The sequence below is a fragment of the Pseudarthrobacter adonitolis genome (assembly GCF_055412845.1).
In genome coordinates this window covers 141,880-166,286 of the sequence record NZ_JBVAYW010000003.1, presented here as the reverse complement: position 1 = coordinate 166,286, position 24,407 = coordinate 141,880, and the positions used below count along the sequence as shown (strand labels likewise).

Annotated in this window: 21 protein-coding genes, 1 tRNA gene and 2 pseudogenes; 8 read left to right on the top strand and 16 right to left on the bottom strand. The window is 65.4% G+C overall.

The window, feature by feature from the left end:
* From ACZYZ4_RS05430 to ACZYZ4_RS05415, 4 genes and pseudogenes are all read right to left on the bottom strand, one after another.
* Positions 1–330: a biotin/lipoyl-containing protein gene (locus ACZYZ4_RS05430; protein ID WP_354250910.1), complete on the bottom strand. Its 330-nt coding sequence runs from the start codon at positions 328–330 to the stop codon at positions 1–3.
* A pseudogene (locus ACZYZ4_RS05425) lies at positions 323–1,306 on the bottom strand (alpha-ketoacid dehydrogenase subunit beta). The gene ACZYZ4_RS05430 and the pseudogene ACZYZ4_RS05425 overlap by 8 nt, the downstream one beginning before the upstream one ends.
* Before the next feature lie 67 nt (positions 1,307–1,373).
* Entirely contained in the window at positions 1,374–2,342 is a 969-nt protein-coding gene (locus ACZYZ4_RS05420) for a thiamine pyrophosphate-dependent enzyme (protein WP_463859089.1), read from the bottom strand.
* Between the two features lie 174 nt (positions 2,343–2,516).
* Positions 2,517–3,896, bottom strand: a complete 1,380-nt coding sequence (locus tag ACZYZ4_RS05415) for an amino acid permease (RefSeq protein ID WP_463858875.1) — start codon at positions 3,894–3,896, stop codon at positions 2,517–2,519.
* A 175-nt stretch (positions 3,897–4,071) separates the two neighbouring features.
* Between ACZYZ4_RS05415 and ACZYZ4_RS05410 the strand changes: the two genes are divergently transcribed.
* From ACZYZ4_RS05410 to ACZYZ4_RS05385, 6 genes are all read left to right on the top strand, one after another.
* Positions 4,072–4,551 carry an Lrp/AsnC family transcriptional regulator gene (locus ACZYZ4_RS05410; RefSeq protein ID WP_463858873.1) on the top strand — a complete coding sequence of 160 codons (480 nt, stop codon included), beginning with the start codon at positions 4,072–4,074 and terminating at the stop codon, positions 4,549–4,551.
* Between the two features lie 158 nt (positions 4,552–4,709).
* A complete protein-coding gene (locus ACZYZ4_RS05405) occupies positions 4,710–5,420 on the top strand; it encodes an NUDIX hydrolase (RefSeq protein WP_463859087.1) in 711 nt (236 codons plus the stop codon).
* Positions 5,417–6,739: a quinolinate synthase NadA gene (gene nadA / locus ACZYZ4_RS05400; RefSeq protein WP_463858871.1), complete on the top strand. Its 1,323-nt coding sequence runs from the start codon at positions 5,417–5,419 to the stop codon at positions 6,737–6,739. Before ACZYZ4_RS05405 ends, nadA begins: the two co-directional genes overlap by 4 nt.
* A gap of 53 nt (positions 6,740–6,792) precedes the next feature.
* Positions 6,793–8,607: an L-aspartate oxidase gene (locus ACZYZ4_RS05395; RefSeq protein ID WP_463858869.1), complete on the top strand. Its 1,815-nt coding sequence runs from the start codon at positions 6,793–6,795 to the stop codon at positions 8,605–8,607.
* Positions 8,600–9,472 carry a carboxylating nicotinate-nucleotide diphosphorylase gene (nadC, locus tag ACZYZ4_RS05390; protein WP_463858867.1) on the top strand — a complete coding sequence of 291 codons (873 nt, stop codon included), beginning with the start codon at positions 8,600–8,602 and terminating at the stop codon, positions 9,470–9,472. Before ACZYZ4_RS05395 ends, nadC begins: the two co-directional genes overlap by 8 nt.
* 7 nt (positions 9,473–9,479) lie before the next feature.
* Complete coding sequence (locus ACZYZ4_RS05385; RefSeq protein WP_463859085.1) at positions 9,480–10,634, top strand: cysteine desulfurase family protein; 1,155 nt, start codon at positions 9,480–9,482, stop codon at positions 10,632–10,634.
* On the opposite strand, the gene ACZYZ4_RS05380 is transcribed toward ACZYZ4_RS05385, so the two are convergent.
* The 4 genes and pseudogenes from ACZYZ4_RS05380 to ACZYZ4_RS05365 form a co-directional block, all read right to left on the bottom strand.
* Complete coding sequence (locus ACZYZ4_RS05380) at positions 10,631–11,122, bottom strand: GtrA family protein (protein ID WP_463858865.1); 492 nt, start codon at positions 11,120–11,122, stop codon at positions 10,631–10,633. The genes ACZYZ4_RS05385 and ACZYZ4_RS05380 overlap by 4 nt on opposite strands.
* Positions 11,123–11,139: 17 nt before the next feature.
* On the bottom strand, positions 11,140–11,508 hold the full coding sequence (locus ACZYZ4_RS05375; protein WP_463858863.1) for a fumarylacetoacetate hydrolase family protein: 369 nt from the start codon (positions 11,506–11,508) through the stop codon (positions 11,140–11,142).
* Positions 11,477–11,659, bottom strand: a pseudogene (locus ACZYZ4_RS05370) (fumarylacetoacetate hydrolase family protein); the annotation flags it as partial. The gene ACZYZ4_RS05375 and the pseudogene ACZYZ4_RS05370, both read right to left, overlap by 32 nt.
* Before the next feature lie 163 nt (positions 11,660–11,822).
* Positions 11,823–12,485: a DUF1684 domain-containing protein gene (locus tag ACZYZ4_RS05365; RefSeq protein WP_463858861.1), complete on the bottom strand. Its 663-nt coding sequence runs from the start codon at positions 12,483–12,485 to the stop codon at positions 11,823–11,825.
* Between the two features lie 94 nt (positions 12,486–12,579).
* Between ACZYZ4_RS05365 and ACZYZ4_RS05360 the strand changes: the two genes are divergently transcribed.
* Positions 12,580–13,395 carry a hypothetical protein gene (locus ACZYZ4_RS05360; RefSeq protein WP_463858859.1) on the top strand — a complete coding sequence of 272 codons (816 nt, stop codon included), beginning with the start codon at positions 12,580–12,582 and terminating at the stop codon, positions 13,393–13,395.
* Positions 13,396–13,465: 70 nt separating this feature from the next.
* Complete coding sequence (locus ACZYZ4_RS05355; protein WP_463858857.1) at positions 13,466–14,272, top strand: transglutaminase-like domain-containing protein; 807 nt, start codon at positions 13,466–13,468, stop codon at positions 14,270–14,272.
* Between the two features lie 47 nt (positions 14,273–14,319).
* Here the strand turns inward: ACZYZ4_RS05355 and ACZYZ4_RS05350 are convergent, their stop codons facing one another.
* From ACZYZ4_RS05350 to bcp, 8 genes are all read right to left on the bottom strand, one after another.
* The gene (locus tag ACZYZ4_RS05350) at positions 14,320–14,790 is read right to left on the bottom strand and encodes a MarR family winged helix-turn-helix transcriptional regulator (RefSeq protein ID WP_463858855.1); all 471 of its coding nucleotides are present in this window, start codon (positions 14,788–14,790) and stop codon (positions 14,320–14,322) included.
* Positions 14,790–15,899 (bottom strand): LLM class flavin-dependent oxidoreductase, encoded by a 1,110-nt coding sequence (locus tag ACZYZ4_RS05345; RefSeq protein ID WP_463858853.1) that lies wholly within the window; start codon positions 15,897–15,899, stop codon positions 14,790–14,792. Before ACZYZ4_RS05345 ends, ACZYZ4_RS05350 begins: the two co-directional genes overlap by 1 nt.
* A 111-nt stretch (positions 15,900–16,010) precedes the next feature.
* A complete protein-coding gene (locus tag ACZYZ4_RS05340) occupies positions 16,011–19,232 on the bottom strand; it encodes an efflux RND transporter permease subunit (protein ID WP_463858851.1) in 3,222 nt (1,073 codons plus the stop codon).
* Positions 19,233–19,310: 78 nt separating this feature from the next.
* Positions 19,311–20,813 (bottom strand): malate:quinone oxidoreductase, encoded by a 1,503-nt coding sequence (locus ACZYZ4_RS05335; protein ID WP_463858849.1) that lies wholly within the window; start codon positions 20,811–20,813, stop codon positions 19,311–19,313.
* A gap of 79 nt (positions 20,814–20,892) precedes the next feature.
* On the bottom strand, positions 20,893–22,566 hold the full coding sequence (locus tag ACZYZ4_RS05330) for an ABC transporter substrate-binding protein (protein WP_463858847.1): 1,674 nt from the start codon (positions 22,564–22,566) through the stop codon (positions 20,893–20,895).
* Between the two features lie 141 nt (positions 22,567–22,707).
* Positions 22,708–23,379, bottom strand: a complete 672-nt coding sequence (locus ACZYZ4_RS05325; RefSeq protein ID WP_463858845.1) for a fasciclin domain-containing protein — start codon at positions 23,377–23,379, stop codon at positions 22,708–22,710.
* 250 nt (positions 23,380–23,629) lie between these two features.
* Positions 23,630–23,711, bottom strand: a tRNA-Leu gene (locus tag ACZYZ4_RS05320).
* Positions 23,712–23,867: 156 nt separating this feature from the next.
* On the bottom strand, positions 23,868–24,341 hold the full coding sequence (bcp, locus tag ACZYZ4_RS05315; RefSeq protein WP_463858843.1) for a thioredoxin-dependent thiol peroxidase: 474 nt from the start codon (positions 24,339–24,341) through the stop codon (positions 23,868–23,870).
* Positions 24,342–24,407: the final 66 nt, after the last annotated feature.

Below are 24,407 nucleotides of genomic sequence, written 5' to 3'. Positions count from 1 at the left end.
TCAGTCCTCATCAAGTACGGCGCTCAGGCGGACCCGGCGCGTCGGTGCCTTATCCTTCGGGACCGTACCCACGATTCCGGCAGTGTTGTCCGGCACCTCGAACACGATCAGGGGTTCGCCGACGTTGATCCTGTCGCCTGCCCCACCGAAGGTACGCACCACTTTACCTGCCTGCGGACTGGGCAGTTCAACAGCGGATTTGCTGGTTTCCACCTCCACCAGCGGCTGGTTCCGCTCCACCTGATCGCCGGGCGAAACCAGCCACTCAAGAACAGTCGCCTCGATCAGACCCTCGCCGAGGTCCGGGAGCGGGAATGAAATCTCAGCCACGACGGTACTCCAATACTCGCTGGATCCCGCTAAGGATCCGATCAACGCTGGGGATGTATTCGTCCTCGAGGTCACCGCTCGGGTACGGAACGTCGAAGCCGGTCACACGTTCCACCGGCGCCTTGAGGGTGTCGAAGCAGCCCTGGGTAATGAGCTATGCGACTTCCGCACCGAGGCCGGATGTCAGTGGGGCTTCATGGACGACGACGGCGCGCCGCGTCTTCCCCATGGACGTCACCAGGGCCTGCGCATCGATGGGCTTGAGCCAGCGCAGGTCCAGGACCTCGATGTCCACGCCGTCCTCAGCCGCCAGGTCGGCCACCTGCAGACAGCGCGTCACCATGGCACCCCAGGCCACGAGCGTGAGGTGGCGGCCTTCGCGCATCACCTTGGCGCCCGTGGGGGAGCCGCCGCCGGCATCGGCGTTGGCGACGTTAACCTCACCTTTTTGCCAGTAGCGGGACTTCGGCTCCATAAAGATCACAGGATCCGGACGTGAGGCTGCGTACTTGAGGAGGTGGTAGGCCTCGTGCGGGTTCGACGGCGACACCACCTTCAGGCCCGGCACGTGGGCGAAAAGCGTCTCGAGCGATTCGCCGTGGTGTCAGGGGGCACGGATGCCGCCGAAGCTGGGAACGCGCAGGGTGATGGGCATCGGCAGGGCGCCGCGGCTGCGGTAGTTCATCCTGGCGATCTGGCAGACGATCTGGTTGATGGCCGGGTAGGCGAAGCCGTCGAACTGCACCTCGGGGATCGGGTGGAAACCGGCCATGGCCAGGCCCACGGACATGCCCAGGATGCCGGACTCCGCCAGCGGGGTATCGAAGACCCGGGCTTCGCCGTACTTTGCCTGCAGGCCGTCCGTGATCCTGAAGACTCCGCCGAGCCGGCCGCAGTCCTCGCCGAAGATGAGGGCCTTGGCGTTTTCCGCGAGGACCTCATTGAGGGCCCGGTTCAGGGCCTGCTGCATGGACATCACCGTGGCCTCCGGTGAATGGGCCTGCCGTTCCGGTGATCGAGCCTGTCGAAATCCAATGTCCGAGTTAGACATGCTCGGACTCCTTCCGCCAGTTGGCAGCCTGGGCCTGCAGGGCGGGCGTGGTTTCCTGGAACACCAGGTTGAACATTTCGCTGCCGGGGCGCGGTGCCAGGGCCTGGAGGCCCTCCCGGATCTGTTCCTCTTCGGCCTTAGCTGAAGCGAGGGCGGCGGCAAAGAACTCCTCGTCGGCGACGCCGGCGGCGAGCCGGACCTGGCGGAAGCGTTCCAGCGGATCCTGGCCGCCGTCGTTGTGCTCTTCCTGAAGGGTGCGGTAGCGGCCGGAGTCATCGGAGGTGGAGTGCGGGCCGCGGCGGTAGGTCATGGCTTCGATGAGGACGGGACCGTTTCCGGCCCGGCCGTGTGCCAGCGCTCGCCGCGTTGCCTCCACGACGGCCACCACGTCGTTGCCGTCCACCTTAACGGCGGGGATACCATAGCCCTCGGCGCGGGCAGCCACGGAGCCGCCGGCCACCTGGCGTTCGGTGGGCACTGAGATGGCCCAGCCGTTGTTCTGGACGAAGAACACCACCGGCGCCTTCATGATGGCCGCGAAGTTCATGGCCTCGTGGACGTCGCCTTGGGATGAGGCGCCGTCGCCGAAGTAGCTCAGGGCCGCGCCGGTTTCGTCGCCGGGGGCGGCGGCCAGGGTTTGGCCGTGGGCCCAGCCGACGGCGTGCAGTACGGAGCCGGCCACTACCGCCTGGATCGGGGCGAGCCGGGATTCCAGGGGATCGTAGAGGCCGCCGTGCCACGTGGCTTTGTGGGTGGCCATGTAGGCAACCATGTCCACGCCCATGGCGCGGGCCACACCCATTTCCCGGTACGTGGGGAAGACGAAGTCTCGGGACAGGTCCACTGCGTAACCGCCGCCCACCTGGGCTGCTTCCTGGCCAAGTTCGGGGGCGTAGCCGGGGATGATGCCCTGCCGCTGCCAGGCGACGGCGGAGGTGTCCAGGTGCCGGACGGCCACCATGAGCGAAATAGCAATCAGCACAGCGTAGGCTGTCCAGGCTGCAAATAACCGCCCGTGTTCCGGCCAGCAGCTTCGCAATTTGTACAGTGCGAGCCGGCGTTAGTTTTCTGCCCTTCACCCAACTGGGTAGCAGCAGATGCCGTTATGACGGCTCATAACGACATCTACTGCTACTTACTTGGGCTGACGGTCGCGGGTGGTGAGCCGGGCGCCGAACCAGCAGGCTGCCGCGAGGCAGCCAACCAGAACGAACGTGCTCAGTAGCTGTCCGCGGCTGCTCTCCGCGCTGAAGCCGACGGCGAAGATCAGGCCCAGGAGCGCCAGTCCTAAGATTGTCAGGCCCGGGAATCCCTTCATCCGCAGGGGAAGTACGGAACCGGCCCGGTCTGCGCGGCGCCGGAGGATCAGCTGCGAAACAAGGGCTGTGCCCCAGACCACCAGGCACGTGGATCCGACCAGCTGGAACAGGGCCGGCAGGATCCGGTCCGGGAACAGCAGCTCCAGAACGGTGGCGAAGAAGCCGAACGCCACGGAAACGCCTACGGCGATCATCGGCACGCTGGCGCTGCTGAGCCTCGCCAGGAGCCGGGGAGCCTCGCCGCGTTCGGCGAGCGAGTACACCATGCGGGACGCGCCGTAGAGGTTGGCGTTCAGTGCGGAGAGAAGTGCGACGACGGCAACCAGGGTGATTGCCGTGCCGGCGCCGGGGATCTGGGCCGCGTCGAGCACACCGGCAAAAGGCGAGGCGAGTCCTTCGGAGGTGACCGGCAGGACGGCCGCGATGACAAAGACCGATCCGATGTAGAAGACCAGGATGCGCCACAGTACCGTGCGGATCGCCTTGCCCACACTGTGTTCCGGATCCTGCGTTTCCGCGGCGGCCACGGCCACGATCTCGGTTCCGCCGAAGGCAAAGATCACCACGAACAATGCCGTGGCGATTCCGCCAAGCCCGGCGGGAGCAAAATCAGTGGTGATGTTTGCGAGTCCGGGCGAAGCTACCTCGGGCAGGAGGCCCAGCAGCAGGGCGGCCCCCACGGCCAGGAACGCCACAATGGCGGCAACCTTCAGGATGGCAAACCAGAATTCGAACTCGCCGAAGTTCTTGACGCCCGTCAGGTTGATGGCCGTAAACACGACCATAAAGATCAGGGCCAAGGCCCAGACGGGGATAGCCGGCCAGACAGAAAACAGCAGGCCTGCGGCACCGAGAGCTTCCGCGGCGATGACCACCACCAGCTGGAGCCACCAGAGCCAGCCCACCGTGGCGCCGGCGGTTTTTCCAAGGGCGCGCTCGGCGTACACGGAGAACGCGCCGCTGGTGGGATTCGCAGCGGCCATCTCGCCCAGCGCCCACATCACCAGAATGATGAGCGTCCCGGCGACCAGGTACGAGATCAGCACGGCGGGCCCCGCGGCCTGGATACCGGCCCCTGAACCCAGGAAGAGGCCGGCGCCGATGGCGCTGCCCAGCCCCATCATGGTGAGCTGCCGGGGTTTCATGGTGTGGCCGAGGCGGGATTCCGGCCGCACTACCGTGGACTTCAATGTCATGCCTGTGAACCTTCTTGGGGTTGGGGGTAGTGTCCCCGCAGGGACCACTTGAATTTACCGCCTAAGTCGCTGGCCCGCAGGCAGCTGTTGTGCAACGATGGTGGCACTTTGAATCACTCGGATGGCTATTGGTTAGCAAATTGCTTACCTAATGGCGGTGTGCGAAGGAGATTGTATGAACGTTGATGCCCTGGATGCCACAATTGTCCGATTCTTTACCGACACTCCGCGGGGCTCGGTGCTGGAGGCCTCGAGGGTCCTGGGCATTGCCCGCGCCACCGTCCAGTCGAGGCTGGACAGGATGACGGAGGCCGGCGTGATCAGTTCGTGGGTGCCCCGGCCTGATCCCGCGCAGTTCGGTTTCCCGGTGGTGGCGTTCTGCTCGCTCACCATCAACCAGGACCTGGGCCACGACGCCGTGGCCGTGGCGCTGGCTGCGATCCCGGAACTGATCGAGGTCCACACCGTTTCTGGTAGTTCGGATCTCATGGCGAGGATCGCCGCGCGGTCCAATCCGGACCTGCAGCGTGTTCTGGATGCGATGATCGCCACCAAGACCGTTCTCCGCGCGTCGTCCGTTATTGTCCTCAACACCCACTTCCAAGGCAGGACACTGAACCTGCTCGAAGCCGCAGCCGCTAGACAGCCGGAGTAGGGTCTCCGGGGACCAGCCCCAGGACTCTTCGCCCCGTCGCGCGGGGCGGCGAAACATTTTGAATCAGAGGAATAGGGCCGTAGAATCAGTTATAGTCAAATTGACTATAACTAAGCATCTGGCAATGAAGCGCAGAAGCAGAGAGCGGGTGAGTGACCGTGTACAACAGCTCAGCGAACGTCTCCGAACGGGCCACCGCTGCACCCTCGCTCGCTATCTCCACCGTCATCTTCGCCCTGCGGCCCAGCGAATCCTCCGGCCGGCCTACCCTCTGGCTTCCCCTGGTCCGCAGGATACGTGAGCCGTACAAGGATCTTTGGGCCCTTCCCGGCGGCCCGCTGACTCATGTTGAATCCCTGCAGGATGCTGCGTCCCGGAACCTCCGGGAAACCACAGGACTCACACCGAGCTACCTGGAACAGCTCTACGCGTTCGGCGGGCTGCACCGCTCACCCACCCAGCGTGTGGTGTCGATCGTCTATTGGGCGCTGGTCCAGCCCACCGAGGCCGCCCTGGCCGACGAATCGGAGAACGTGAAGTGGTTCCGGGCCGACAAGGTGGGGGACCTGGCCTTCGACCACAACGCCATTGTTGAGTACGCGCTCCGGCGCCTGCGGAACAAGCTGGCCTACGGCTCGGTGGCTTACCACTTCCTGGGGGAGTACTTCACCCTCGCCCAGGTCCGGGAAGTCTATGAAGCCGTCCTGGACACCCGGCTGGACCCGGCCAACTTCCGCCGCCAGCTCAAATCCACGCCGGAGATCGAAGAAACCGGCGAATACCTCCAGGGCGGCAAGCACCGTCCGCCACGTCTTTACCGCTTCACCGGCCGTCCCGGCCTTGACCCCGATAACAGGAGCACACCATGAGCAGCGTCAACACAGCCATCCAGCTGATCACGCGCGAACAAGCCGAAAGCGCGTCCCGGAGCGCGGCTGCAGGCAAAACAGCAGCCACCTGCAGCCCGGCGCTCGCCAAGGGCCCGTGGGAATACGACCTTGCCGAGGCGCTCGCTGGTAGCCCGGCTTACGGACCCGGAGCCTCCAGTGCGGACGTGGCCCCGGCCGCCACACCGCGCCAGGGCCAGTTGCCGGAAGAATACAAGCTCGCCAGCGATGCCGAACTCGACGTGCGCATCCGCGCGGCCAAGGAAAAGCTGGGCGACCGGGCCGTGGTCCTGGGCCACTTCTACCAGCGCGACGAAGTCATCCAGTACGCCGACTTCGTGGGCGACTCGTTCCAGCTGGCCAACGCCGCCCTCACCCGGCCTGACGCCGAGGCCATCATTTTCTGCGGCGTGCACTTCATGGCCGAGACCGCAGACATCCTCTCCACCCCGGAACAGGCCGTCATCCTGCCGAACCTCGCCGCCGGATGCTCCATGGCGGACATGGCGGATACCGAATCCGTGGAAGAATGCTGGGAACAGCTCGAAGAAATCTTCGGTACCGAGGCCGACGCCGAGGGGCGGGTTCCGGTCATTCCGGTCACCTACATGAATTCCTCCGCCGCCCTGAAGGCTTTCTGCGGCCGCAATGGCGGGATCGTGTGCACCTCCTCCAACGCCAAGGTGGTCCTGGAATGGGCGTTCGAACGGGGCCAGCGGGTCCTGTTCTTCCCCGATCAGCACCTGGGCCGCAACACCGCCAAAGCTATGGGTGTGCCGCTGGAGCAAATGCCCATGTGGAACCCGCGCAAGGAACTGGGCGGCAATGACGAGCAGGCCCTGCTCGATTCCCGCGTAATCCTGTGGCACGGCTTCTGCTCGGTGCACAAACGCTTCAACGTGGGCCAGATCGAAAAGGCCCGCGCCGAGTTCCCCGGCGTCAACGTGATTGTGCACCCCGAGTGCCCCATGGAGGTGGTGGATGCCGCTGATTCCGCCGGCTCCACCGACTTCATCAAGAAGGCCATCGCAGCCGCCACCGAACCGACCACTTTCGCGATCGGCACGGAAGTCAACATGGTGAACCGGCTCGCCGCCGAGTACCCGCAGCACACCATCTTCTGCCTGGACCCCGTGATCTGCCCCTGCTCCACGATGTACCGGATCCACCCCGGCTACCTCGCCTGGGTCCTGGAGGAACTCGTCGAAGGCCGCATCGTCAACCGCATCAGCGTAGACGATTCCGTCCAGGACAACGCCAAGACCGCGCTCGAGCGTATGCTCGCCTCGCGTCCGCTGTAGCGCGTCCGCTCTAGTCCCCCTCCCGCAACACCGGAAATCGAAACGAGCCCCACATGAGCGCAGAGAGCCCAGCCGGAGGTCCGGCACCCCGGCGGCTGATCGTCGTCGGGAGCGGCATTGCGGGACTGTACTCCGCGTTGCTTGCCGCCGATGCCGGCGCCGAGGTGGTGCTGCTGACCAAGGGCGCGCTCGCGGACAGCAACACCTACTACGCCCAGGGTGGCATCTCCGCCGTCCTCGACGAGCCCGCGCCCGGGGACACTGTGGCCGCGCACATCGCAGACACGCTGAAGGCCGGGGCCGGGCACTGCGATGAGGACGCTGTCCGCGTGCTCTGCACCGAGGCCCGCCTGGCTATCGACGGTCTGGAACGATTCGGCGTTCGTTTCGATATAGACGACGACGGCGACCCCTCGCTGGGGCTCGAAGCCGCCCATTCCGCGCCGCGGATCCTGCACGCCGGCGGCGACGCAACCGGTACCGGCGTAGCCAGGGCGCTCATCAAGACCCTCCTGGATGCGCAGGCCGCCGGCCGGATCCAGGTGATCGGCCATGCCCAGGTCACGTCCCTGTCGCAGAGCGAAGGCCGTGTGGCCGGCGTGAATTTCCTCCACGACGGACGGGAACTCGGCGTCCACGGTGATGCCGTGCTCCTGGCCACCGGGGGAGCGGGCCAGCTGTTCGCCCAGACCACCAACCCTGCCGTGGCAACTGCCGATGGGCTGGCGCTCGCCTGGCGGGCCGGAGCCGCCGTGGCGGACCTGGAGTTCTTCCAGTTCCACCCCACCTGCATGGTGCTCCCGGCCGATGCCCTCGAGGCAGCCGGCAACGGCGCTGAACCGCTCCTGATTTCCGAAGCCGTCCGCGGCGAAGGCGCCATCCTGCTGGACGTCCACGGCGAACGCTTTATGCCCGCCTATCACGCCGACGCAGAACTTGCCCCGCGCGACGTCGTCTCCCGCAGCATCGCCCTGCACCTCGCCACCCTTGGGGATCCCAACGGGCACGTGTTCCTTGACGCCATGGTGGTGGAGGCCAAGCGCGGCAAGGGCTACCTCGAAAAGCGCTTCCCCACCATCAGCGCCCGCACCCGCCAAGCCGGTGTCGACTGGACCCGGGATCTCGTTCCCGTGGCACCGGCAGCGCACTACTGGATGGGCGGGGTTCTTACCGATCTTTACGGGCGGACTTCGGTGCCTGGGTTGCTGGCGGCTGGAGAGGTTGCTTGCACCGGCGTCCAGGGTGCTAATCGGCTTGCCAGTAACTCTTTGCTCGAAGGTCTTGTTTTTGGGCGGCGGGCTGTCGCAGCTTTCCTGGCCGCCTGTCCGGGTTGGGTGTCGCCTGACGGCACTCCTCCGCGTGCTGTCTCGGCCGCTGGCGGCCTCCCCTTGACGCACGCTTCCGGAGCACCCTCACGCGTCCATTCATCGCTCCAGCCGGGTGGGGCCACTGACGTGCCGGCCCTCAAGGTGCCAGCGTGGGAGTTAGAAACGGTCCCGGCGCCTGGTCCTGTTGAGACGTCGTTTGTTGAGGCTGGGGCTTTTTCCCGGGTGGCTCTTCGGCGGCTTATGACTGCTAACGCTGGGGTTTTGCGTAATGGCGGGTTGTTGCGGGAGGCTTCTGGCTTGCTTGGGGCTTGGGCCTCTGCTGACAATCCGGTCAACCTGCCTGGCTCTTTCGATCCCCGGGAGCATGAGGATGCCAATCTCTTGTTGGCTGCGCAGCTGCTGGTGCATGCCGCGCGGGAGCGGCGTGAATCCTTGGGGGCGCATTACCGCAGCGACAGCGTGGCCGCAGATGCCGCCGTCGTCGAACATTTTGATAAGCGTTACACCATGAGCCGGAAAGCGAGCCTCGTCAATGACTAGCCTGACCCTCCCCGCAGCACCCGTCCGGGACATCCTGGAGCGGGCTTTTGCCGAGGACGCGCCCAACGGTGACATCACCTCGCAGCTGCTGATTCCGGCCGACGCCCGCGCCACTGCGGTGCTGAACGCCCGGGTGCCCGGCGTATTCAGCGGTGGAACGGTGTTCCGCGACGCCATGACGATCGTGGACCCGGACACCGACGTGGAGCTGCTGCTCGCTGAGGGTGCAGCGTTCGACGCCGGCACGCACCTCGCGCGTGTTACCGGCAACGCGCGCTCGGTGCTGCTCGCCGAACGAGTCGGGCTGAACCTCGTGCAGAGGATGAGTGCCATCGCCACCAAGACCGCGGAATTCGTCCGGCTCGTCGAGGGCACGAAGGCGCGCATCACGGACACTCGCAAGACCACGCCCGGCCTGCGTGTGCTGGAGCGCTACGCCGTCCGCTGCGGCGGGGGAGCCAACCACCGCTACAGCCTGTCCGACGCCGTGCTGGCCAAGGACAACCACCTGGCCGTTATGACCGGGGGCGATCCGGCGAAACTGACCGAGCTCCTGGCAGCGGCCAAAGCCCAGTTGGGGCACACCACGCACTTCGAAGTGGAAGTGGACAGCGCCGAGCAGATCGAACCTGTCCTTGCGGCCGGCGTGGACACCATCATGCTGGACAACTTCACCCTCGACGAGCTCCGTGCCGGCGTCAAGCTGGTGGACGGACGTGCCGTGGTGGAAGCCAGCGGCAACGTCAACCTCGGCACCGTCGCGGACATCGCCGCGGCGGGCGTGGATGTCATCTCCATCGGTGGTCTCACCCACAGCGTGGCTGCCCTGGACCTTGGCCTGGACGTCGAACTGAGCGTTGGTTGAAACGCCCATGATCTTCCTCGATGCCGCCGCCACCACGCCCGTCCGCCGTGAAGTCCTCGAGGCCATGTGGCCCTACCTGAGCGGCGAGTTCGGCAACCCCTCCAGCCACCACACCCTGGGTGAGGCCGCGGCGTCCGTGCTCGCGGGCGCACGCGCGGCCGTGGCCAAGGTCCTCGGCTGCCGCCCGGGCGAGGTCACTTTCGCCTCCGGCGGCACGGAGGCTGACAACCTCGCGGTCAAGGGCATAGCCCTGGCCCGGCAGGCCGCGGACCCGACGCTCGACCGCGTGGTGATCAGCGCCGTCGAACATCCCGCAGTGGAAGAGTCCGCGCGGTACCTGGAACGGTTTCACGGGTTCGGCGTGGACGTGGTTCCGGTGGACGGGACCGGCCGGGTGACGCCTGAGGCGCTCGCCGCCGCGCTCCGGCCGGAGACCGCCGTGGTCAGCGTCATGTACGCGAACAACGAGGTGGGCACCATCCAGCCGGTTGCCGAACTGGCCGCCGCGGCCACTGAGCGGGGCATCCCGTTCCATACCGACGCCGTCCAGGCCGCGGGCTGGCTGTCCCTGGATGTTAAAGAACTCGGGGTGGATGCCCTGAGCATTTCCGGCCACAAGCTCGGGGCGCCGAAGGGGTGCGGCGTGCTGTACGTCCGCGGCCGGACCCGCGTCGAGCCCCTAGTGCACGGCGGCGGCCAGGAACGCGGCCGCCGGTCGGGGACCGAAAATGTTGCCGGCGCAGTGGCGCTGGCTACCGCCCTGACGCTTGCCCACGCCGAACGGCCGGAACTGGCCGCCCGGGTGGCTGGGCTCCGCGAACACTTCATCGCCACCATCCTGGACAGGGTTCCCGGAGCCCTGCTCACCGGGCATCGAACGGAACGGCTGCCGTCAGTAGCGTCGTTCTGTTTCCCCGGCACCAGCGGCGAATCTGTGCTGTTGGAGCTGGAGCGGCAGGGTGTGGTGTGCTCGAGCGGTTCAGCGTGTGCCGCCGGCTCGGATGCGCCGTCGCCGGTGCTGACCGCGCTGGGCTATGACGCCGAAGTTGCGCAGACAGCTGTGCGGTTCAGCTTCACCTCGGCAGTGACCGCGGACGAACTGGAGCAGGCGGCGGCAGCCGTGGGCACCGCCGTCGAGAGCGTCAGGACCCTCGGCCGCTAGATGTGGCGGGCGCGGCGGAAGATCCAGTGCCGCAGCATCGTGAACCGCACGGCGGTGGCCACGAAGCCTGACAGTGTGGTGGTCCACAGCTCATCGGACACGGTGGCGTCCGGGTGCAGCCAATGCAGCACGCCCAGGCTGCCGCCGGTAATGACCAGCGCCACGGCGATGACGATCATGCCGTTCAGGTGGTCGCGGGCCATCCGGTGCTGCCCGGAGATCTTAAACGTCAGCCTGCGGTTCAGCGCCGTGTTCATCAAAGACGTCAGCACCAGGGCAGCCGCGTTGGCCAGCTGCGGTCCCAGCCAGGGACGCAGCAACGCATACAGCGCCAGGGAGGTGGCGGTGCAGATGATGCCGACGCCGGTAAAGCGCAGGAGCTGCCGCACCACCGGAAACCTAAAGATCCCGCGGTAGTGCCTGGTGGCAGGCTCGCCACGGGTGGGCTGCTGCGTCATCTGGGCACTGGGCGCAGCAGGGAATTCCATGGCCTAAGCCTGACATATCAGGCGGGAGCTTCCTCCCAGGACGCAGCCTTGACCGGGTTGCTGAGCTCGCCAATGCCCTCGACGCGGCACACAACTGTGTCTCCGGGGTGGAGTCGGGCATACTCCGCCGGGAAGCCGGTGAGGACCAGATTGCCGGCGTGCAGGGTCATGAAGGAACTGAGGTACACGAGGATTTCGTCCACCTTCCAGCCGAGGTCGGCGCTGCTGGCGGCTTTCAGCCCGGTGCCGTTGTGAACCGACGCTGATGCACAGGTCCGAGTCGTCGAGGTCCGTGACGATCCATGGGCCCACGGGAGTGAACGTGTCCTGGCTCTTGGCGCTGATCCACAGTTCGTCCGACTTCTGCAGATCGCGTGCCGAGACATCGTTGCCGATGGTGAATCCAAGGATGGCGCTCCGGGCAGTCTCCAGCGTCAGGCCACGGACGGTGCGCCCGACGACGACGGTGAGTTCCGCTTCCGGGTCCACGTAGTCCACCGTAGAGCTCAGTTCAATGGTGTCGCCGGGGTCGATCACGCTGGATGCCGCCTTGTGGAAGGCCTGCGGCGGGAGGTCGCGGCCGACATCCTGCGTCCTCCGGCCGGCGGCGTCGGGCGCCACCGGGCAGCGGCGTCGGGCGGCGGCACCGGGCAGCGGCGTCGGGCGGCGGCACCGGGCAGCGGCGACCGCCGGTGGCGGCTCAGTACAGCTCGCCCACCGGGATCTCCACGGCCAGGCGGTTGGACGGGCCGGGCAGCGGGCAGGCCCAGGCCTCGTTGTACGCACAGGACGGGTTGTAGGCAAAGTTGAAGTCCAGGACAAACTCGGCGCCCGCCCCGGAACCATGGACGCCATGGAACGCGCCCTTGATGGTGTCCAGGAGGTACCGTCCTGCGCCGTAGGTTCCGCCCGGCTGGCCAGCCGTGGCGTCCCGGAACGGAACGAATATCCCCCCGCCGTAGCCGTGCAGCTCCCATACGCCAAGCTGGCCCAGCTCGGGAAGATCGAATGTGCCCAACCGGACAAAACGGACCACGCCGTCAGTGGCGGTTTCCACTGTCATTTCCCGGCCGGCCCCCTCAAGGGTCAGCGGCACATAGAAGCGGTAGATGGGATCGTAGTCGGCCGTCTTCAGGCCAGCGAACTGCGACTTGTCCTTCGCGCTGAGGGCTGAGGCCGGATGTGTTGCGAACATACGGTCGCGTTCATGCCGCCACAGGGAATGGGCCTCGGCCGGATCTTCAGCGGCAACTTTCCGTACTGTGTCGTACAGGGCAAACGTCCGCAGCCGCCAGTCCGCAATGTCGATGGCAGAGATGTCCGCCAGGCTCTCAGGGTCCGCGCCATACTGCTCATCCGCCATAGGCACCAGCCTAGCCCCTTGCGTGCGGGGAATGTCCGACGGCGACACGAGGCTCCCGCTCTTGGCCGCCGCCGTCCGCCGATAGGCTGGCTGCATGACACACAAGGCGACAATGTGGGGAGTGCGGACGGCAGCGCTGGTGATGGCCGGTACCCTGGCGGCCGGGTGCAGCGCCCCTGGCGGCAGTGATTCGGCGTGGACGGCGCAGCCGGACACATCGGCCAGCCCTGGCGCCAATACGAGCTCTATCGCCGGCGCTACCGGGTCCCCGTCGCCGGATCCTTCGGCCGCACCGGGCGCCTCGGCGTCCGCATCGCCCGGCCCGGCCGCAACAGCGACTGCCTGGAAGACGTTTGCCGATCCGGCGAAGACCGTCAGCTTCGACCTGCCGGAGGAATGGATCGCCCAGTCCGTCACACCCGAGGAGGGGACGTTGCCGGGTGCCCTGAAGATTGAGGTGAAAAAGCAGGACGGCACGGTTGTGGCCGTGCTCCGGACAGGACTGCCGCCGTCGTCGTCCGAGTGCCCCGAGGCTGCCCGGAAACCGTACGTTGTGATCAGCAGCGTGCCGGTAGAGCTTCCCGGCCTGGCGGGGGAAGGGACCATCGCGCCGCACGTGGTGTTCCGCGTCATCCAGGGTTACCGCTACTTCGGTTCCTACGGAATCACCAACATTGTGGGCGGGGCAGGCGGTCAGGCGTGCGAACTGCGCAACGTGGTCCGTGGCCCGGCAGGGAAAGGTGACTACTCGTTCGGTGACCTGGGCGTCCTGAAGGCCTTCGCCCCGGATGAGAAGGTGGCCCCGGCCAAGGCGTTCGACACCCTGGGACAGGCCGCAAAGTACGTGGACGAGAGCTCGGAATTCGCGAACGTCCAGCGGATGCTAATGTCTCTGGAGATCAAAAACTAGTCCCGCCCCCGGCCCCTCATCCCCGGGCCAGAGCGGGAAGTTCTGCCACTACCTCACACCCCGGAGATACATGGAACGCACCGTTTCAGCACGTATGGTTTTCAGGACCATCGCCGACACGAAGGCAGCCCTGGCCATCGCTGTGGCCAGGAATCCCGGCTACACCTCGTTTGACGAATCCCTGACTGTCACGGCCGACGGGCAGCCGGTTCCGTTGCAGGAACTCGCGGACCATCATGGCGGCCGCCTGCACTATATGGAATTCGTTGAACCCTCCGAGGTCACCGTTGAGTACTCAGCGACGGTGGCAGGGCAGGCCGTCCCGGAAGAAGCCACCCTGGCTGAGCTCATCCGCTACGTGCGGCCAAGCCGCTACGCGGAGTCAGACCGGCTCCTGCCCACGGCCTACGCCGAATTTGGCGGTCTGCACGGTGCCGAACTGCTCCAGGCCGTGCGGACCTGGGTCTATGGGGAATTGCGGTACATCAGCGGTTCCTCCAGGGGCACCGACGGCGCCGTGGAAACCCTCCTGCACCGCAGGGGAGTGTGCAGGGACTTCGCGCACCTGGCTATCGCCCTGCTGCGTTCTAAGGACGTCCCGGCCCGGCTCACCGCCGTGTACGCGCCGGGGCTGAGTCCCATGGATTTCCACGCGGTAGCCGAGGCGCATGTCAATGGCGCCTGGCACGTCATCGACCCCACGGGGCTCGCCCCGCGGGAGTCGATGCTGCAGATCACCGCCGGCCGCGACTCGTCCGACACCGCGTTCCTGTCCACTGTGGGCGGGCGCCTGACGCTGACCGAGCTGCGCGTCAGCGCTGTGGTCAACGGCCAGCTTCCGGCGGAAGATCCGGCCGAGCTGGTCATGCTGGGCTAGTTCCCGGCAGGGGCCCGGCCACTGCCGGGCGGATACTTCCCGGGCAGTTACTTTGCCGGCCTCGCTCCCACCGAATGCCGGAGTTTCTCGGTCAGCCGCTGAAGTTCCTTCTGCTCGGCAGCCGTCAGGGCTGGCCCCACCAGGCTCGAGATGTCCCGCACATGCTCCCGGCCGATTTCCTTCTGAAGGGCAGACCCCTCTTCGGTGAGCTTCAGCAGCACGCCGCGGCCGTCGTCTGGGGCCGCCATCCGGACCACGAGCCCTCGCTTCTCCAGCCTCTCAACCAGCCTGCTGAGGCTCGACTGGCTCAGCAGGACATGGTCATTGAGTTCATTGAGCCGGAGCCAGCCGGACGGACACCGGGACAGTGTGAACAGCACGTCGTATTCGTTCAGTGCCACCTTCCGGAAAGCGGGACCGGCCTGCAGCCTGCGCATGACGGCAACCTGCGCCCGGAACAGGGATTCCCAGGTTTCCGCTGCCAAACGGATGGGTGATTCGTTGCCGTCGGCAGCCATCACGCCTCCGAAGGGGCAGTGTCAGGCGCCTGGGCAGCCATTAGGGCGGCAACGCGGCCGGCATGGGTGGGCGGATCCGGCACGTGGGCGGGCTTGAGGGCTGCGTATTCCTTGCGGAGGACCGGGAGGACTTCCTCGCCGAACAGGTCAAGCTGTTCCAGCACCGTCTTCAAGGGCAGGCCTGCGTGGTCGATCAGGAACAGCTGGCGCTGGTAGTCACCGAAGTACTCGCGGAACGTCAGGGTCTTTTCGATGACTTCCTGCGGGCTGCCCACCGTGAGGGGGGTCTGGGAGGTGAAGTCCTCCAGCGACGGGCCGTGGCCGTAGACGGGCGCGTCGTCGAAGTAGGGCCGGAATTCCTTGACGGCATCCTGGGAGTTCTTCCGCATGAAGAACTGGCCGCCGAGGCCCACGATTGCCTGGTCCGCCGTGCCGTGGCCATAGTGCTCGTAGCGCTCACGGTAGAGGCTGATCAGCTGCTGGTAATGCTCCTTGGGCCAGAAGATGTTGTTCGCGAAGAACCCGTCGCCGTAGTAGGCGGCCACTTCGGCGATCTGCGGCGTGCGGATGGAGCCGTGCCATACAAAGGGGGCGACGCCGTCGAGCGGGCGCGGGGTGGAAGTGAAGTTCTGCAGCGGCGTACGGAATTTGCCGGACCAGTTCACCGTGTCCTCGTCCCACAGTCGGCGCAGCAGGCTGTAGTTCTCGATGGCCAGTTCCACGCCGTCCTGGATGTTCTTGCCGAACCACGGGTACACCGGAGCCGTGTTGCCGCGGCCCAGAACCAGATCCACCCGGCCGTCAGCCAGGTGCTGCAGCATGGCGAAGTCTTCGGCGATCTTAACCGGATCGTTGGTGGTGATCAGCGTGGTGGCAGTGGAGAGGGTGACCCGCTCGGTCTGCGCGGCGATGTACGCGAGGGTGGTGGTGGGCGAGGAGGAGAAGAACGGGCGGTTGTGGTGCTCGCCGAGGGCGAAGACGTCCATGCCGATTTCCTCGACTTTTTTGGCGATGGCCACGGCGGCTCTGATGCGTTCGTTCTCCGTGGGTGTCCGGCCGGTGGTGGGGTCAGTGGTGATGTCACTGACGCTGAATACGCCGATCTGCATGGTGTGCCTTCCGTTTCCTGGACTTCCCTGGGCTTGCTTCCACTATACCCGATTTTCATGCGTTTGCATGTATCAAGGGATGTAACGCCTCCCCGGCGAAAACTCCAGGCGCTACTGGGGGCCGCCCGCGGCGGCGCGGCGTCCACTGACGCGGGGCACCATACCGGTGGTCCAGTCGTGGAACTCGGCATCGACGTCGTCCGCTGCTGCAAACTCCGGGCGCTGCTGCATGGCACGGAGCAGTACTTTTGTTTCCCGCCGTCCCTCCACCAGCCGGTACAGCACAGGAACCAGTACCAGGGTCAGCGCTGTGGACGAGACCAGGCCGCCGATCACCACCACGGCCAGCGGCTGCGAAATGAAGCCGCCGCCCCCGGTCAGGCCGAGCGCCATGGGCGTCAGGGCGAAAACGGTGGCCAGCGCGGTCATCAGGATGGGGCGGAGGCGCTGCCTCGCGCCATGGGTGATCGCGTCCGCCACGCTCATCCCGCCGCGGCCGTCCCGTGGCTGCCGGTACTGGTTAATGAGGTCGATGAGCACAATGGCGTTGGTGACCACAATGCCCACAAGCATCAGCATGCCGATCAGCGACGGCAGGCCCAGGGGAACGCCCGTGGCCAGCAGCAGGGCCACGGCGCCGGTGGCGGCAAAGGGAACGGACACCAGCAGGATCAGGGGCTGGATCAGCGACTTGAAGGTGGCCACCATAATGACGTAGACAATCGCGATCGCCGCGAGGAGCGCCAGGCCCAGCTGCTGGAAGGACTCGGCCTGCTGGGTGGTGGCGCCGCCCAGTTCCGCCGTGACCCCGGCGGGGAGGCTGACCTCCGTGAGGCGCTTCCGCACCTCCGCGTTCACCGCGCCAAGGTTGGAGCCCGACGGCGTGACTGACACTTTGGCGGTCCGCTGGCCGTTGCTGGCGGTAATGGAGACCGGCACGTCCACCTGTTCCACGGACGCGATGCTGCCAAGGGTGACGGGGGCGCCGGATGCGGGAAGTGTGATGTTGCGCACCGCCTCGATGCTGGTGAACCGGGTGCCCTTGCCGATCTGGACCGGAAAGTCGTCGGTGTCGATCCGGACCGTCCCGGCGGGGATGGGGCTGATCGTGGCAGCGAGGACGCCGGCGACCTGTTCCTCGTTCAGTCCGGCCGCCGCGGTCCTGGCCCGGTCAACCTTGACCTGGACCACGGGCTGGCTGGCCGCGAGGTTCGTGGCTACCTCGCTGGTCTCCGGCACGCCGGTCATTGCTTCCACCATGGCGTCGCTGGCCCTGCGGAGGTCCGCGGACGTTGCCGCCTTGATGGTGATGTCCACCGTGGAGGACGTCCCGAAGCCACCCTGCTGGGTGCCGACGGTAATTTTCCCGGAACCGGCCACCTTGCCTGCTTCAGTCCTTACGAATTCCTGGAGCTTTGCCTGATTCGCCCTCTCATCCGTCACCACGGTGAACGTGGAGTTGGCGGAGCCGGAGGACGTCAGGGCGGCAAAACCGGCCTGCGCGTTGCCGGAGGTGACCTGGACATTCTCGACACCCTCGATGCCGCGGAGGACTTCCTCGACCCTGATGGCGGCGGTGCTGGTGTCGGCCAGGCTTGTGCCCGCCGGCATCATCTGGCGGACAGTCATGTTGTTCTGGCCGGAATCGCCGAGAAGGTTGGTGGAAAGCAGCGGCGTCATGGCGGCCGTGGCGCCGAGGACCAGAACGGCGGCGACCAGCGTCAGCACCGGATGCTTCTGGGTCTTGCTGAGGACGGGCAGGTACGCACGCTGCAGCCGGCTCTTCTGTTCGGCCTCCTGAGCCTGGGCACGGGCGGCGGCGGCAGCTTCGCGGGCAGCAGGCGAACTTGCGGCGGAACTGGCGGGGCTCTTGAGGAACCAGTAGGCCAGGACCGGCACGATGGTCAGAGATACAAGCAGGGATGCCAGCAGCGCCATGGTGACTGTCAGGGCGAAGGGCCGGAAGAGTTCGCCGGCGAGCTCACCCACAAAGGCAATGGGCAGGAAGACCGCCACGGTGGTCAAGGTGGAGGCTGTGATGGCGCCGGCCACCTCCCGGATAGCGGTGAGGATCGCCGAGACTTTTTCCTCCCCGTAGCTGAGGTGGCGTTTGATGTTTTCGATCACCACAATCGAGTCGTCCACCACCCGGCCGATCGCAATGGTGAGCGCGCCCAGGGTCAGGATGTTCAGTGAATAGCCGGTCGCGGAGAGGCCAATAAACGTGATCAGCAGCGAGAGCGGAATGGACACCGCGGTAACAAGGGTGGAGCGGGCCGACATCAGGAAAACGAGGATGACGGCGACCGCGAAGCCCAGCCCGAGCAGGCCCTCAGTGGTGAGGTCTTTGATGGACTTCTCGATAAACGGGGCCTGGTCGAACACGGCCGTGAATTTTGCGTTGGACCCCAGTTCAGCCTCAAGGGCCGCCAACGAGTCGTTCACGGCGTGGGAGATTCCCACGGTGTCTCCCTCGGGCTTTTTGGTCACGGACACCGCCAGGGTTTCCTGGCCGTTGGTCCGGGTGATGGAGGTCCGTGCGTTGTCCTGCAGGCTGACGTCGGCCACCGTTCCGATCGTCGCGGCATCCTTGGCTCCGCCCAGGGGCAATGCCTTGATGGCGTCCAGAGAATCCACCGGGCTGCCAATCTGGAGGGAGAGCGTCTTGCCCTGCTCCTGGATGGTCCCGGCCGGGATCAGCGCGCCGTTGTTGCCGAGGGCGGTCCGGATGGACTCGATCGTGGCGCCCTTGGCGGCCATCGCGTCGGGGCGAGGGAGGATCGCGATGTACTGGGTGGCGCCGCCGGTCACGTCGGCTCCCCGGACGCCGTCGATCTTCTGGAGCCGGGGAACGGAGAGGCGCAGGAGGTCGGCGTTCAGTTCGCTCAGCGGCTTGTCCGAAGACACTGCCAGGAACACGATGGGGAAATCGCTGATGCTGCCCGCGATGGCCTGCGGCTGTACGTCATCCGGCAGTGAACGCTTGGCGTTGGAGATGGCCCGGTCGATCTGGTTCCGGGCGCGGTCGAGGTTTGTCCCGTAGGTGAACACCATGGAGATCTGTGAGACGCCGTTGCGCGACGTCGAGGAGGTTGACTCCAGACCTTCGACGCCGTTCAGGGCCGTTTCGAGCGGTGCGCTGACCTGCTTGTCCACCACTTCGGGTGACGCGCCGGGCATGGCGGAGAGGACGGTGATCTGCGGGAACTCAATGGAGGGGATGAGTTCCTGTTTCAGCGATGACATGGTGATCACGCCGAACACCGTCGCGAAGACGGTGATCAGCGCGATCAGCGCCCGGTTTGCCAATGAAAGTTGTGCCAGCCGGAACATCGCGGTCTCTCCTGTGGGGTTGACGGACTCCTGCGGACCGGACCGTCCAGCCGGGCCTGCCGGCCGGAATGCCGGGCGTCAGTGGTTGGCGGAAACGCTCTCCAGCTGCAATACCTTGGCCGTTGCCGTCTCGAGCTCTGCGGCCAGATCCGGATTTTCATCCAGCTTCACGCCGTAGCCGGGCATCATGTCCTTGAGCTTGCCCTGCCAGCCCTTGAAGTTCTTGGGGAAGGACTTCTGCAGCAGTTCAATCATGATGGGCACTGCCGTGGAGGCACCGGGCGAGGCGCCCAGAAGAGCACCGATGGAGCCGTCGCGGCCGGCGATGACTTCGGTACCGAACTGGAGTATGCCGCCCTTCTTCGGGTCTTTCTTGATGATCTGGACACGCTGGCCGGCGGTGATCAGCTCCCAGTCGCCGTCCTTGGCCTCGGGGTAGTACTCGCGCAGAGCTTCCACCTTGTCGCCGTGGCGCTTGGCCACCTCTCTAACGAGGTACGCCGTGAGGTCCATGTTGTCTTTGGCCACTGCAAGCATCGGAATGATGTTGCTGGGGCGGATGGACAGTGGCAGGTCAAGGTACGAGCCGTTTTTCAGGAAGTTCGTGGAGAAGCCGGCGTAAGGGCCGAACAGCAGCGAACGCTTCCCGTTCACGTAGCGGGTGTCCAGGTGGGGGACGGACATGGGCGGGGCGCCCACTGAAGCCTGGCCATAGACCTTGGCGCTATGCTGGGCGGCGAGTTTTTCGTCGGTGCATCGGAAGAACTGGCCGGACACGGGGAATCCGCCGTAGCCCTTGCTTTCGGGAATACCGGAGGCCTGGAGGAGGTGCAGCGCGCCGCCGCCGGCGCCCACAAACACAAACTTGGCGTGGATTTTGCCGTGTTCCCCGGACGCCGGGTGTTTGATCGACAGGTCCCAGGCGCCGTCGGCCGCCTTGGAGATGCCGGTGACATCATGGCCGTAATTGATTTCGACGCCGTTGTTCCCGAGGTAGGTGGTCAGCTCACGGGTCAGTGCCCCGAAGTCGACATCGGTCCCTTCCGCTGCACGGGTGGCGGCGATGCGCTGCTTGGGGTCGCGGCCCTTGACGATCAGCGGTGCCCACTTGGCGATCTGCGCGTGGTCCTCGGAATATTCCATGCTGCGGAACAGTGTGTGGGACTTGAGCGCTTCGTAGCGGGTCTTGAGGAACTGTGTGTTGTTCTCGCCGAGCACAAAGCTCATGTGCGGGACGGTGTTAATGAAGCCCTTCGGGGAGCCGATCAGCGACTCTTCCACGAGATGGGACCAGAACTGCCGTGACAGCTGGAACTGCTCGTTAATCAGCAGGGCCTTGGCGGGGTCCACCGAGCCGTCTTTGGCTGCGGGGGAGTAGTTGAGTTCGCACAGGGCGGCATGGCCCGTTCCAGCGTTGTTCCAAGGGTCGGAGCTTTCCAGCCCGGGCTGATCCAGGCGTTCGAACAACGAAATGGTCCAGTTCGGTTCAAGCTGCTTGATGAACGCCCCCAGCGTGGCGCTCATGATGCCGCCGCCGATCAGTACGACGTCGGCATGTTGGGTCTTGGATATGAAGGTCACAATCAGTCTCCGATAGCAGCGGCTCTGGCTGTCAAAGAATATCCCCGGGCAGCCCGCATACTGAAATTGGGCCGGACCGTCAAGGCTTTAGCTGTACCTTTGTGAAAACTTCACTCAATACCGGGGACGCCGGGTAGCTGCTGACGCGGTCCGAGAGTGCGAGGGCCGAGATCGGGAAGGCGATGGGAACGGCCGGCACTGTGGCCGCGATCTGGGCGTTGATGGTGTGGTACTGCTCGTCGCGTTCCTTGCCCGGGGGCAGGCCGCGGGCGCGGTTGATCTTGGAAAAGACCTGCGGATCCCGGTAACCGAATTCGCCGTTCTTTTCGCCAAACAGTGGGCCTAGAAAGTTATCGGCGTCGGCATACGCGCCGTTCCAGCCGAGCAGGTGGAGCCCGTGGTCCCCGGGTGACTGCACTTTCTGGAGATAGCCGTCAGACCAATCCACCGGGACAGGTTTGATGTTGAACCCGACGGCGGTCAGTTGCCTGCTGATTTCGGCGTAGATTTTCTCCGGCGTGGGCAGGTACGGGCGGGTGGCGTTGAGCGGGTAGTAGAACCTGAGTTCTTCCCCGGCGTAGCCGGCCTCGGTCAGGTAGGCCTTGGCTTTGACCGGATCGTGGCCCAGCGCGGGAGCATCGTTATTGAAGCCGCTGATCTTGGGCGGGACGAACTGTGAGGCTTTGGCGGTGTTGTCGATAAAGAACTTGCGGATCAGGGTTTCCTTGTCGATGGCCAGCTCAATGGCCTGCCGCACCTTTTGGTTCTGCAGGACCGGAATTTCCTGGTTGATGCCAAGATACATCACCGAGAAAGGATCACGCTGGACGATCTGCATGCCCCGCTTGACCAGCTGATCGAAGTTGCCCACCGTGACGGCGTCGTATCCGTCGATCTTGCCGTCCAAGAGGGCCTGAAGCCGCGTCTGGGGGTGGTCATACGTGACGAAATTGATGGTGGAGATCTGCCCGCGGTCGTCCCAGTAGTTTTTGTGGCTGACGAGCCGGACGCTGGCTTCGTCCCAGGCGGCGAGGCTGAACGGTCCGGTTCCGACGGGGTTGGTGGCGAACCGGGAGACCGGGTTTCCGCCACGTGTCTGATCCAGGACATCCGCTGTGCCCGCGGTGAGGGCTGCTGGGGACGCGATGGCGAACGCCGGCAGGGTGAGCGACTGGAGGAACGCGGTGAAGCGTTGCGTCAGGTCGATCCGGACAGTGTCAGCGGATAAGGCCGTGCAGCTCTTGAAGATAGAGAGCGCAGCATCATCGGAATGTGCCTTGAACACGCTCTTGAACGAGCTTCCCGGAGCTTGCCGCCGCAGTTCCGGGGAGAAGGCGAACCAGCGGTTGAAGTTGGCGCACACGGCGTCGGCGTTAAAGGGCGTGCCGTCCTGGAACGAGACGCCGCTGCGGAGTTTGAAGGTGTAGGAGCGGCCTTCGTCGGCTTCGGTCCATTCCGTTGCCAGCAGCGGCGTGGGCTTGCCCGTGGTCTGGTCCACACCCACCAGGCCTTCGAGGATCTGCCGGGTGATCCGGTAGCTTTCCACATCGCTTGAGAGTGCAGGGTCCAGGCCCAAGGGCTGGGACGCCGTGCCGAAGGTGAACGTCTCGGTGGGCTCAGCGCCGGCGGGTGCCGTTGAGGGCGACGTGGGTGTGGGTGACGGCGAAGGGATGCCGGTACAGGATGTCAGGCTTAACGCCATAAAAACGGCGCCGGTCTTGATGACCGTTCGCCGCGAAGTACTGCTGGGCACTCGTCTATCACCTCTGGCTGCTTCTGGCCGGCGCCGCCGACTGCGGGCCAAGGACACAGTCTAGTTGACACGCCCCAGTGCTCCCTGGGCACCCCAAAGGCCTGTTCCGGCGGGAACAGGCCTTTGGGTTTGAAAGCGGGACTACTTGGGCATCAGCACCGAGTCGATCAGGTAAACGGTGGCGTTCTTGGTCTGGACGCCGCCGCAGATCACGCTGGCGCCATCAACCATGAGGGCATCCTTGCTACCGGTCACGGTGACTGATCCGCCCTGGACCGTGGCGTGTGTGCCGGCGATCTTGTCCGGGGTGATCTGGCCGGGGACCACGTGGTAGGTCAGGATCTTGCTGAGCAGGGCGTCGTCCGTCTTGAGCGTTTCAATGGTGGCGGCATCGATCTTGGCGAAGGCGTCATCCACCGGAGCGAAGACGGTGAACTCGCCTCCGTTAAGGGTGTCAACCAGGTCAACCTTGGGGTTCAGCTTGCCGGAGACAGCTGCCGTGAGGGTGGTCAGGATGGGGTTGTTGGACGCCGCGACCGCTACCGGGTCAAGGGCCATTCCCGCAACCGAGCCTGCCCCGGTGGGGACCTTCTCCGCGTAGCCGGCGCAGCCTGCGCCAACGAGGTTTGCGGCCGGATCCATGGCAGTAGCACTGGCGGACGGTGACGGAGCCTTGCTGGACGCCGACGGTGCGGCGGACGGAGCAGAGGAGCTCGGGGCCGTCGTTGTGGTTCCACCGCAGGCGGTGAGGCTCAGCAGGGCTGCAGCTGCAACGCCTGCGACGGTGAAGGATGTGCGCTTGAATGACTGCATTTCGGTTCTCCTTGTTTGTGCCGATTTCTTGCCTGCCGCAGACCTGGTGCCTGCCGCGTGGCCTTTTCCGACTGTTGGGCACCTGCCTTTGGCTGGTGTCTCAATGGGTATTCGGCCGGAGCGCCGAAGCGGATGGGTGGATCGCCAAGAGTTTTTGAATTTCATGCCAAACCGGGAAAGAACGCCGCAGCTGGCGGCAGTTAAATGACAGAGATCCCGGGCCTATGGGCCCGGGATCTCTGTATCAGTGTGCGCAAGGGGGGACTTGAACCCCCACGCCCGAAGGCACAGGAACCTAAATCCTGCGTGTCTGCCAATTTCACCACTCGCGCTTGGCAGTTGCCGCCGCTGTCTTCGAGCTTGGCCAGATGGCCAACGGATAAAAACGTACGACGGCGGATGCCAGTTTCCATTGTAGCCTCGGGCAGGCGGGGTTCCGGTCAGCCGGATCCGGCCGCCCGTACCGGCGCCCCTTCAGGCGTAATGCGTCACGCGTCCAGTTTGAGTTCGCGCCGCAGTTTTGCCACGTGGCCGGTGGCCCGGACGTTGTACTGGGCCATTGCCACCTTGCCGTCGGGATCGATCACCACCGTGCTGCGGATCAGTCCCTCATAGGTCCGTCCGTAGTTCTTCTTGTCGCCCCAGGCGCCATAGGCCTCGGCCACGGCATGGTCCTCGTCCGAAAGCAAAGGAAAGCTAAGGTCTTCATTGGCGGCAAAGGCAGCAAGTTTGTTCACGGAATCGGGGGAGACGCCCAGGACCCGATAGCCGGCCGACGTGAAGGACGCCAGGCTGTCGCGGAAATCGCATGCCTCTTTGGTGCAGCCGGGGGTTGCGGCGGCCGGGTAGAAATAGACGATGGTGCTGCCGCCGTGACGGGAGGCAAGGCTGACGTCCTTACCCGACGAGTCCTTCAGGGTAAAGCCGGGCGCTACGTCACCGGTCAAGAGTCTGTCGGCCACTGTTAATCTCCTCGTTGCAGGCGGAACACACCATTTTAGTAAGCATCTGGGGCCGGTGCTAACCAG

Excerpts from the sequence above, each read along its gene's own strand:
- ACZYZ4_RS05420 (WP_463859089.1), bottom strand. The coding sequence starts at position 2,342 with ATGGTGGCCGTCCGGCACCTGGACACCTCCGCCGTCGCCTGGCAGCGG.
- ACZYZ4_RS05415 (WP_463858875.1), bottom strand. The coding sequence starts at position 3,896 with ATGACATTGAAGTCCACGGTAGTGCGGCCGGAATCCCGCCTCGGCCAC.
- ACZYZ4_RS05410 (WP_463858873.1), top strand. The coding sequence starts at position 4,072 with ATGAACGTTGATGCCCTGGATGCCACAATTGTCCGATTCTTTACCGAC.
- nadA (WP_463858871.1), top strand. The coding sequence starts at position 5,417 with ATGAGCAGCGTCAACACAGCCATCCAGCTGATCACGCGCGAACAAGCC.
- ACZYZ4_RS05395 (WP_463858869.1), top strand. The coding sequence starts at position 6,793 with ATGAGCGCAGAGAGCCCAGCCGGAGGTCCGGCACCCCGGCGGCTGATC.
- nadC (WP_463858867.1), top strand. The coding sequence starts at position 8,600 with ATGACTAGCCTGACCCTCCCCGCAGCACCCGTCCGGGACATCCTGGAG.
- ACZYZ4_RS05385 (WP_463859085.1), top strand. The coding sequence starts at position 9,480 with ATGATCTTCCTCGATGCCGCCGCCACCACGCCCGTCCGCCGTGAAGTC.
- ACZYZ4_RS05380 (WP_463858865.1), bottom strand. The coding sequence starts at position 11,122 with ATGGAATTCCCTGCTGCGCCCAGTGCCCAGATGACGCAGCAGCCCACC.
- ACZYZ4_RS05375 (WP_463858863.1), bottom strand. The coding sequence starts at position 11,508 with ATGTCTCGGCACGCGATCTGCAGAAGTCGGACGAACTGTGGATCAGCG.
- ACZYZ4_RS05365 (WP_463858861.1), bottom strand. The coding sequence starts at position 12,485 with ATGGCGGATGAGCAGTATGGCGCGGACCCTGAGAGCCTGGCGGACATC.
- ACZYZ4_RS05360 (WP_463858859.1), top strand. The coding sequence starts at position 12,580 with ATGACACACAAGGCGACAATGTGGGGAGTGCGGACGGCAGCGCTGGTG.
- ACZYZ4_RS05355 (WP_463858857.1), top strand. The coding sequence starts at position 13,466 with ATGGAACGCACCGTTTCAGCACGTATGGTTTTCAGGACCATCGCCGAC.
- ACZYZ4_RS05350 (WP_463858855.1), bottom strand. The coding sequence starts at position 14,790 with ATGGCTGCCGACGGCAACGAATCACCCATCCGTTTGGCAGCGGAAACC.
- ACZYZ4_RS05345 (WP_463858853.1), bottom strand. The coding sequence starts at position 15,899 with ATGCAGATCGGCGTATTCAGCGTCAGTGACATCACCACTGACCCCACC.
- ACZYZ4_RS05340 (WP_463858851.1), bottom strand. The coding sequence starts at position 19,232 with ATGTTCCGGCTGGCACAACTTTCATTGGCAAACCGGGCGCTGATCGCG.
- ACZYZ4_RS05325 (WP_463858845.1), bottom strand. The coding sequence starts at position 23,379 with ATGCAGTCATTCAAGCGCACATCCTTCACCGTCGCAGGCGTTGCAGCT.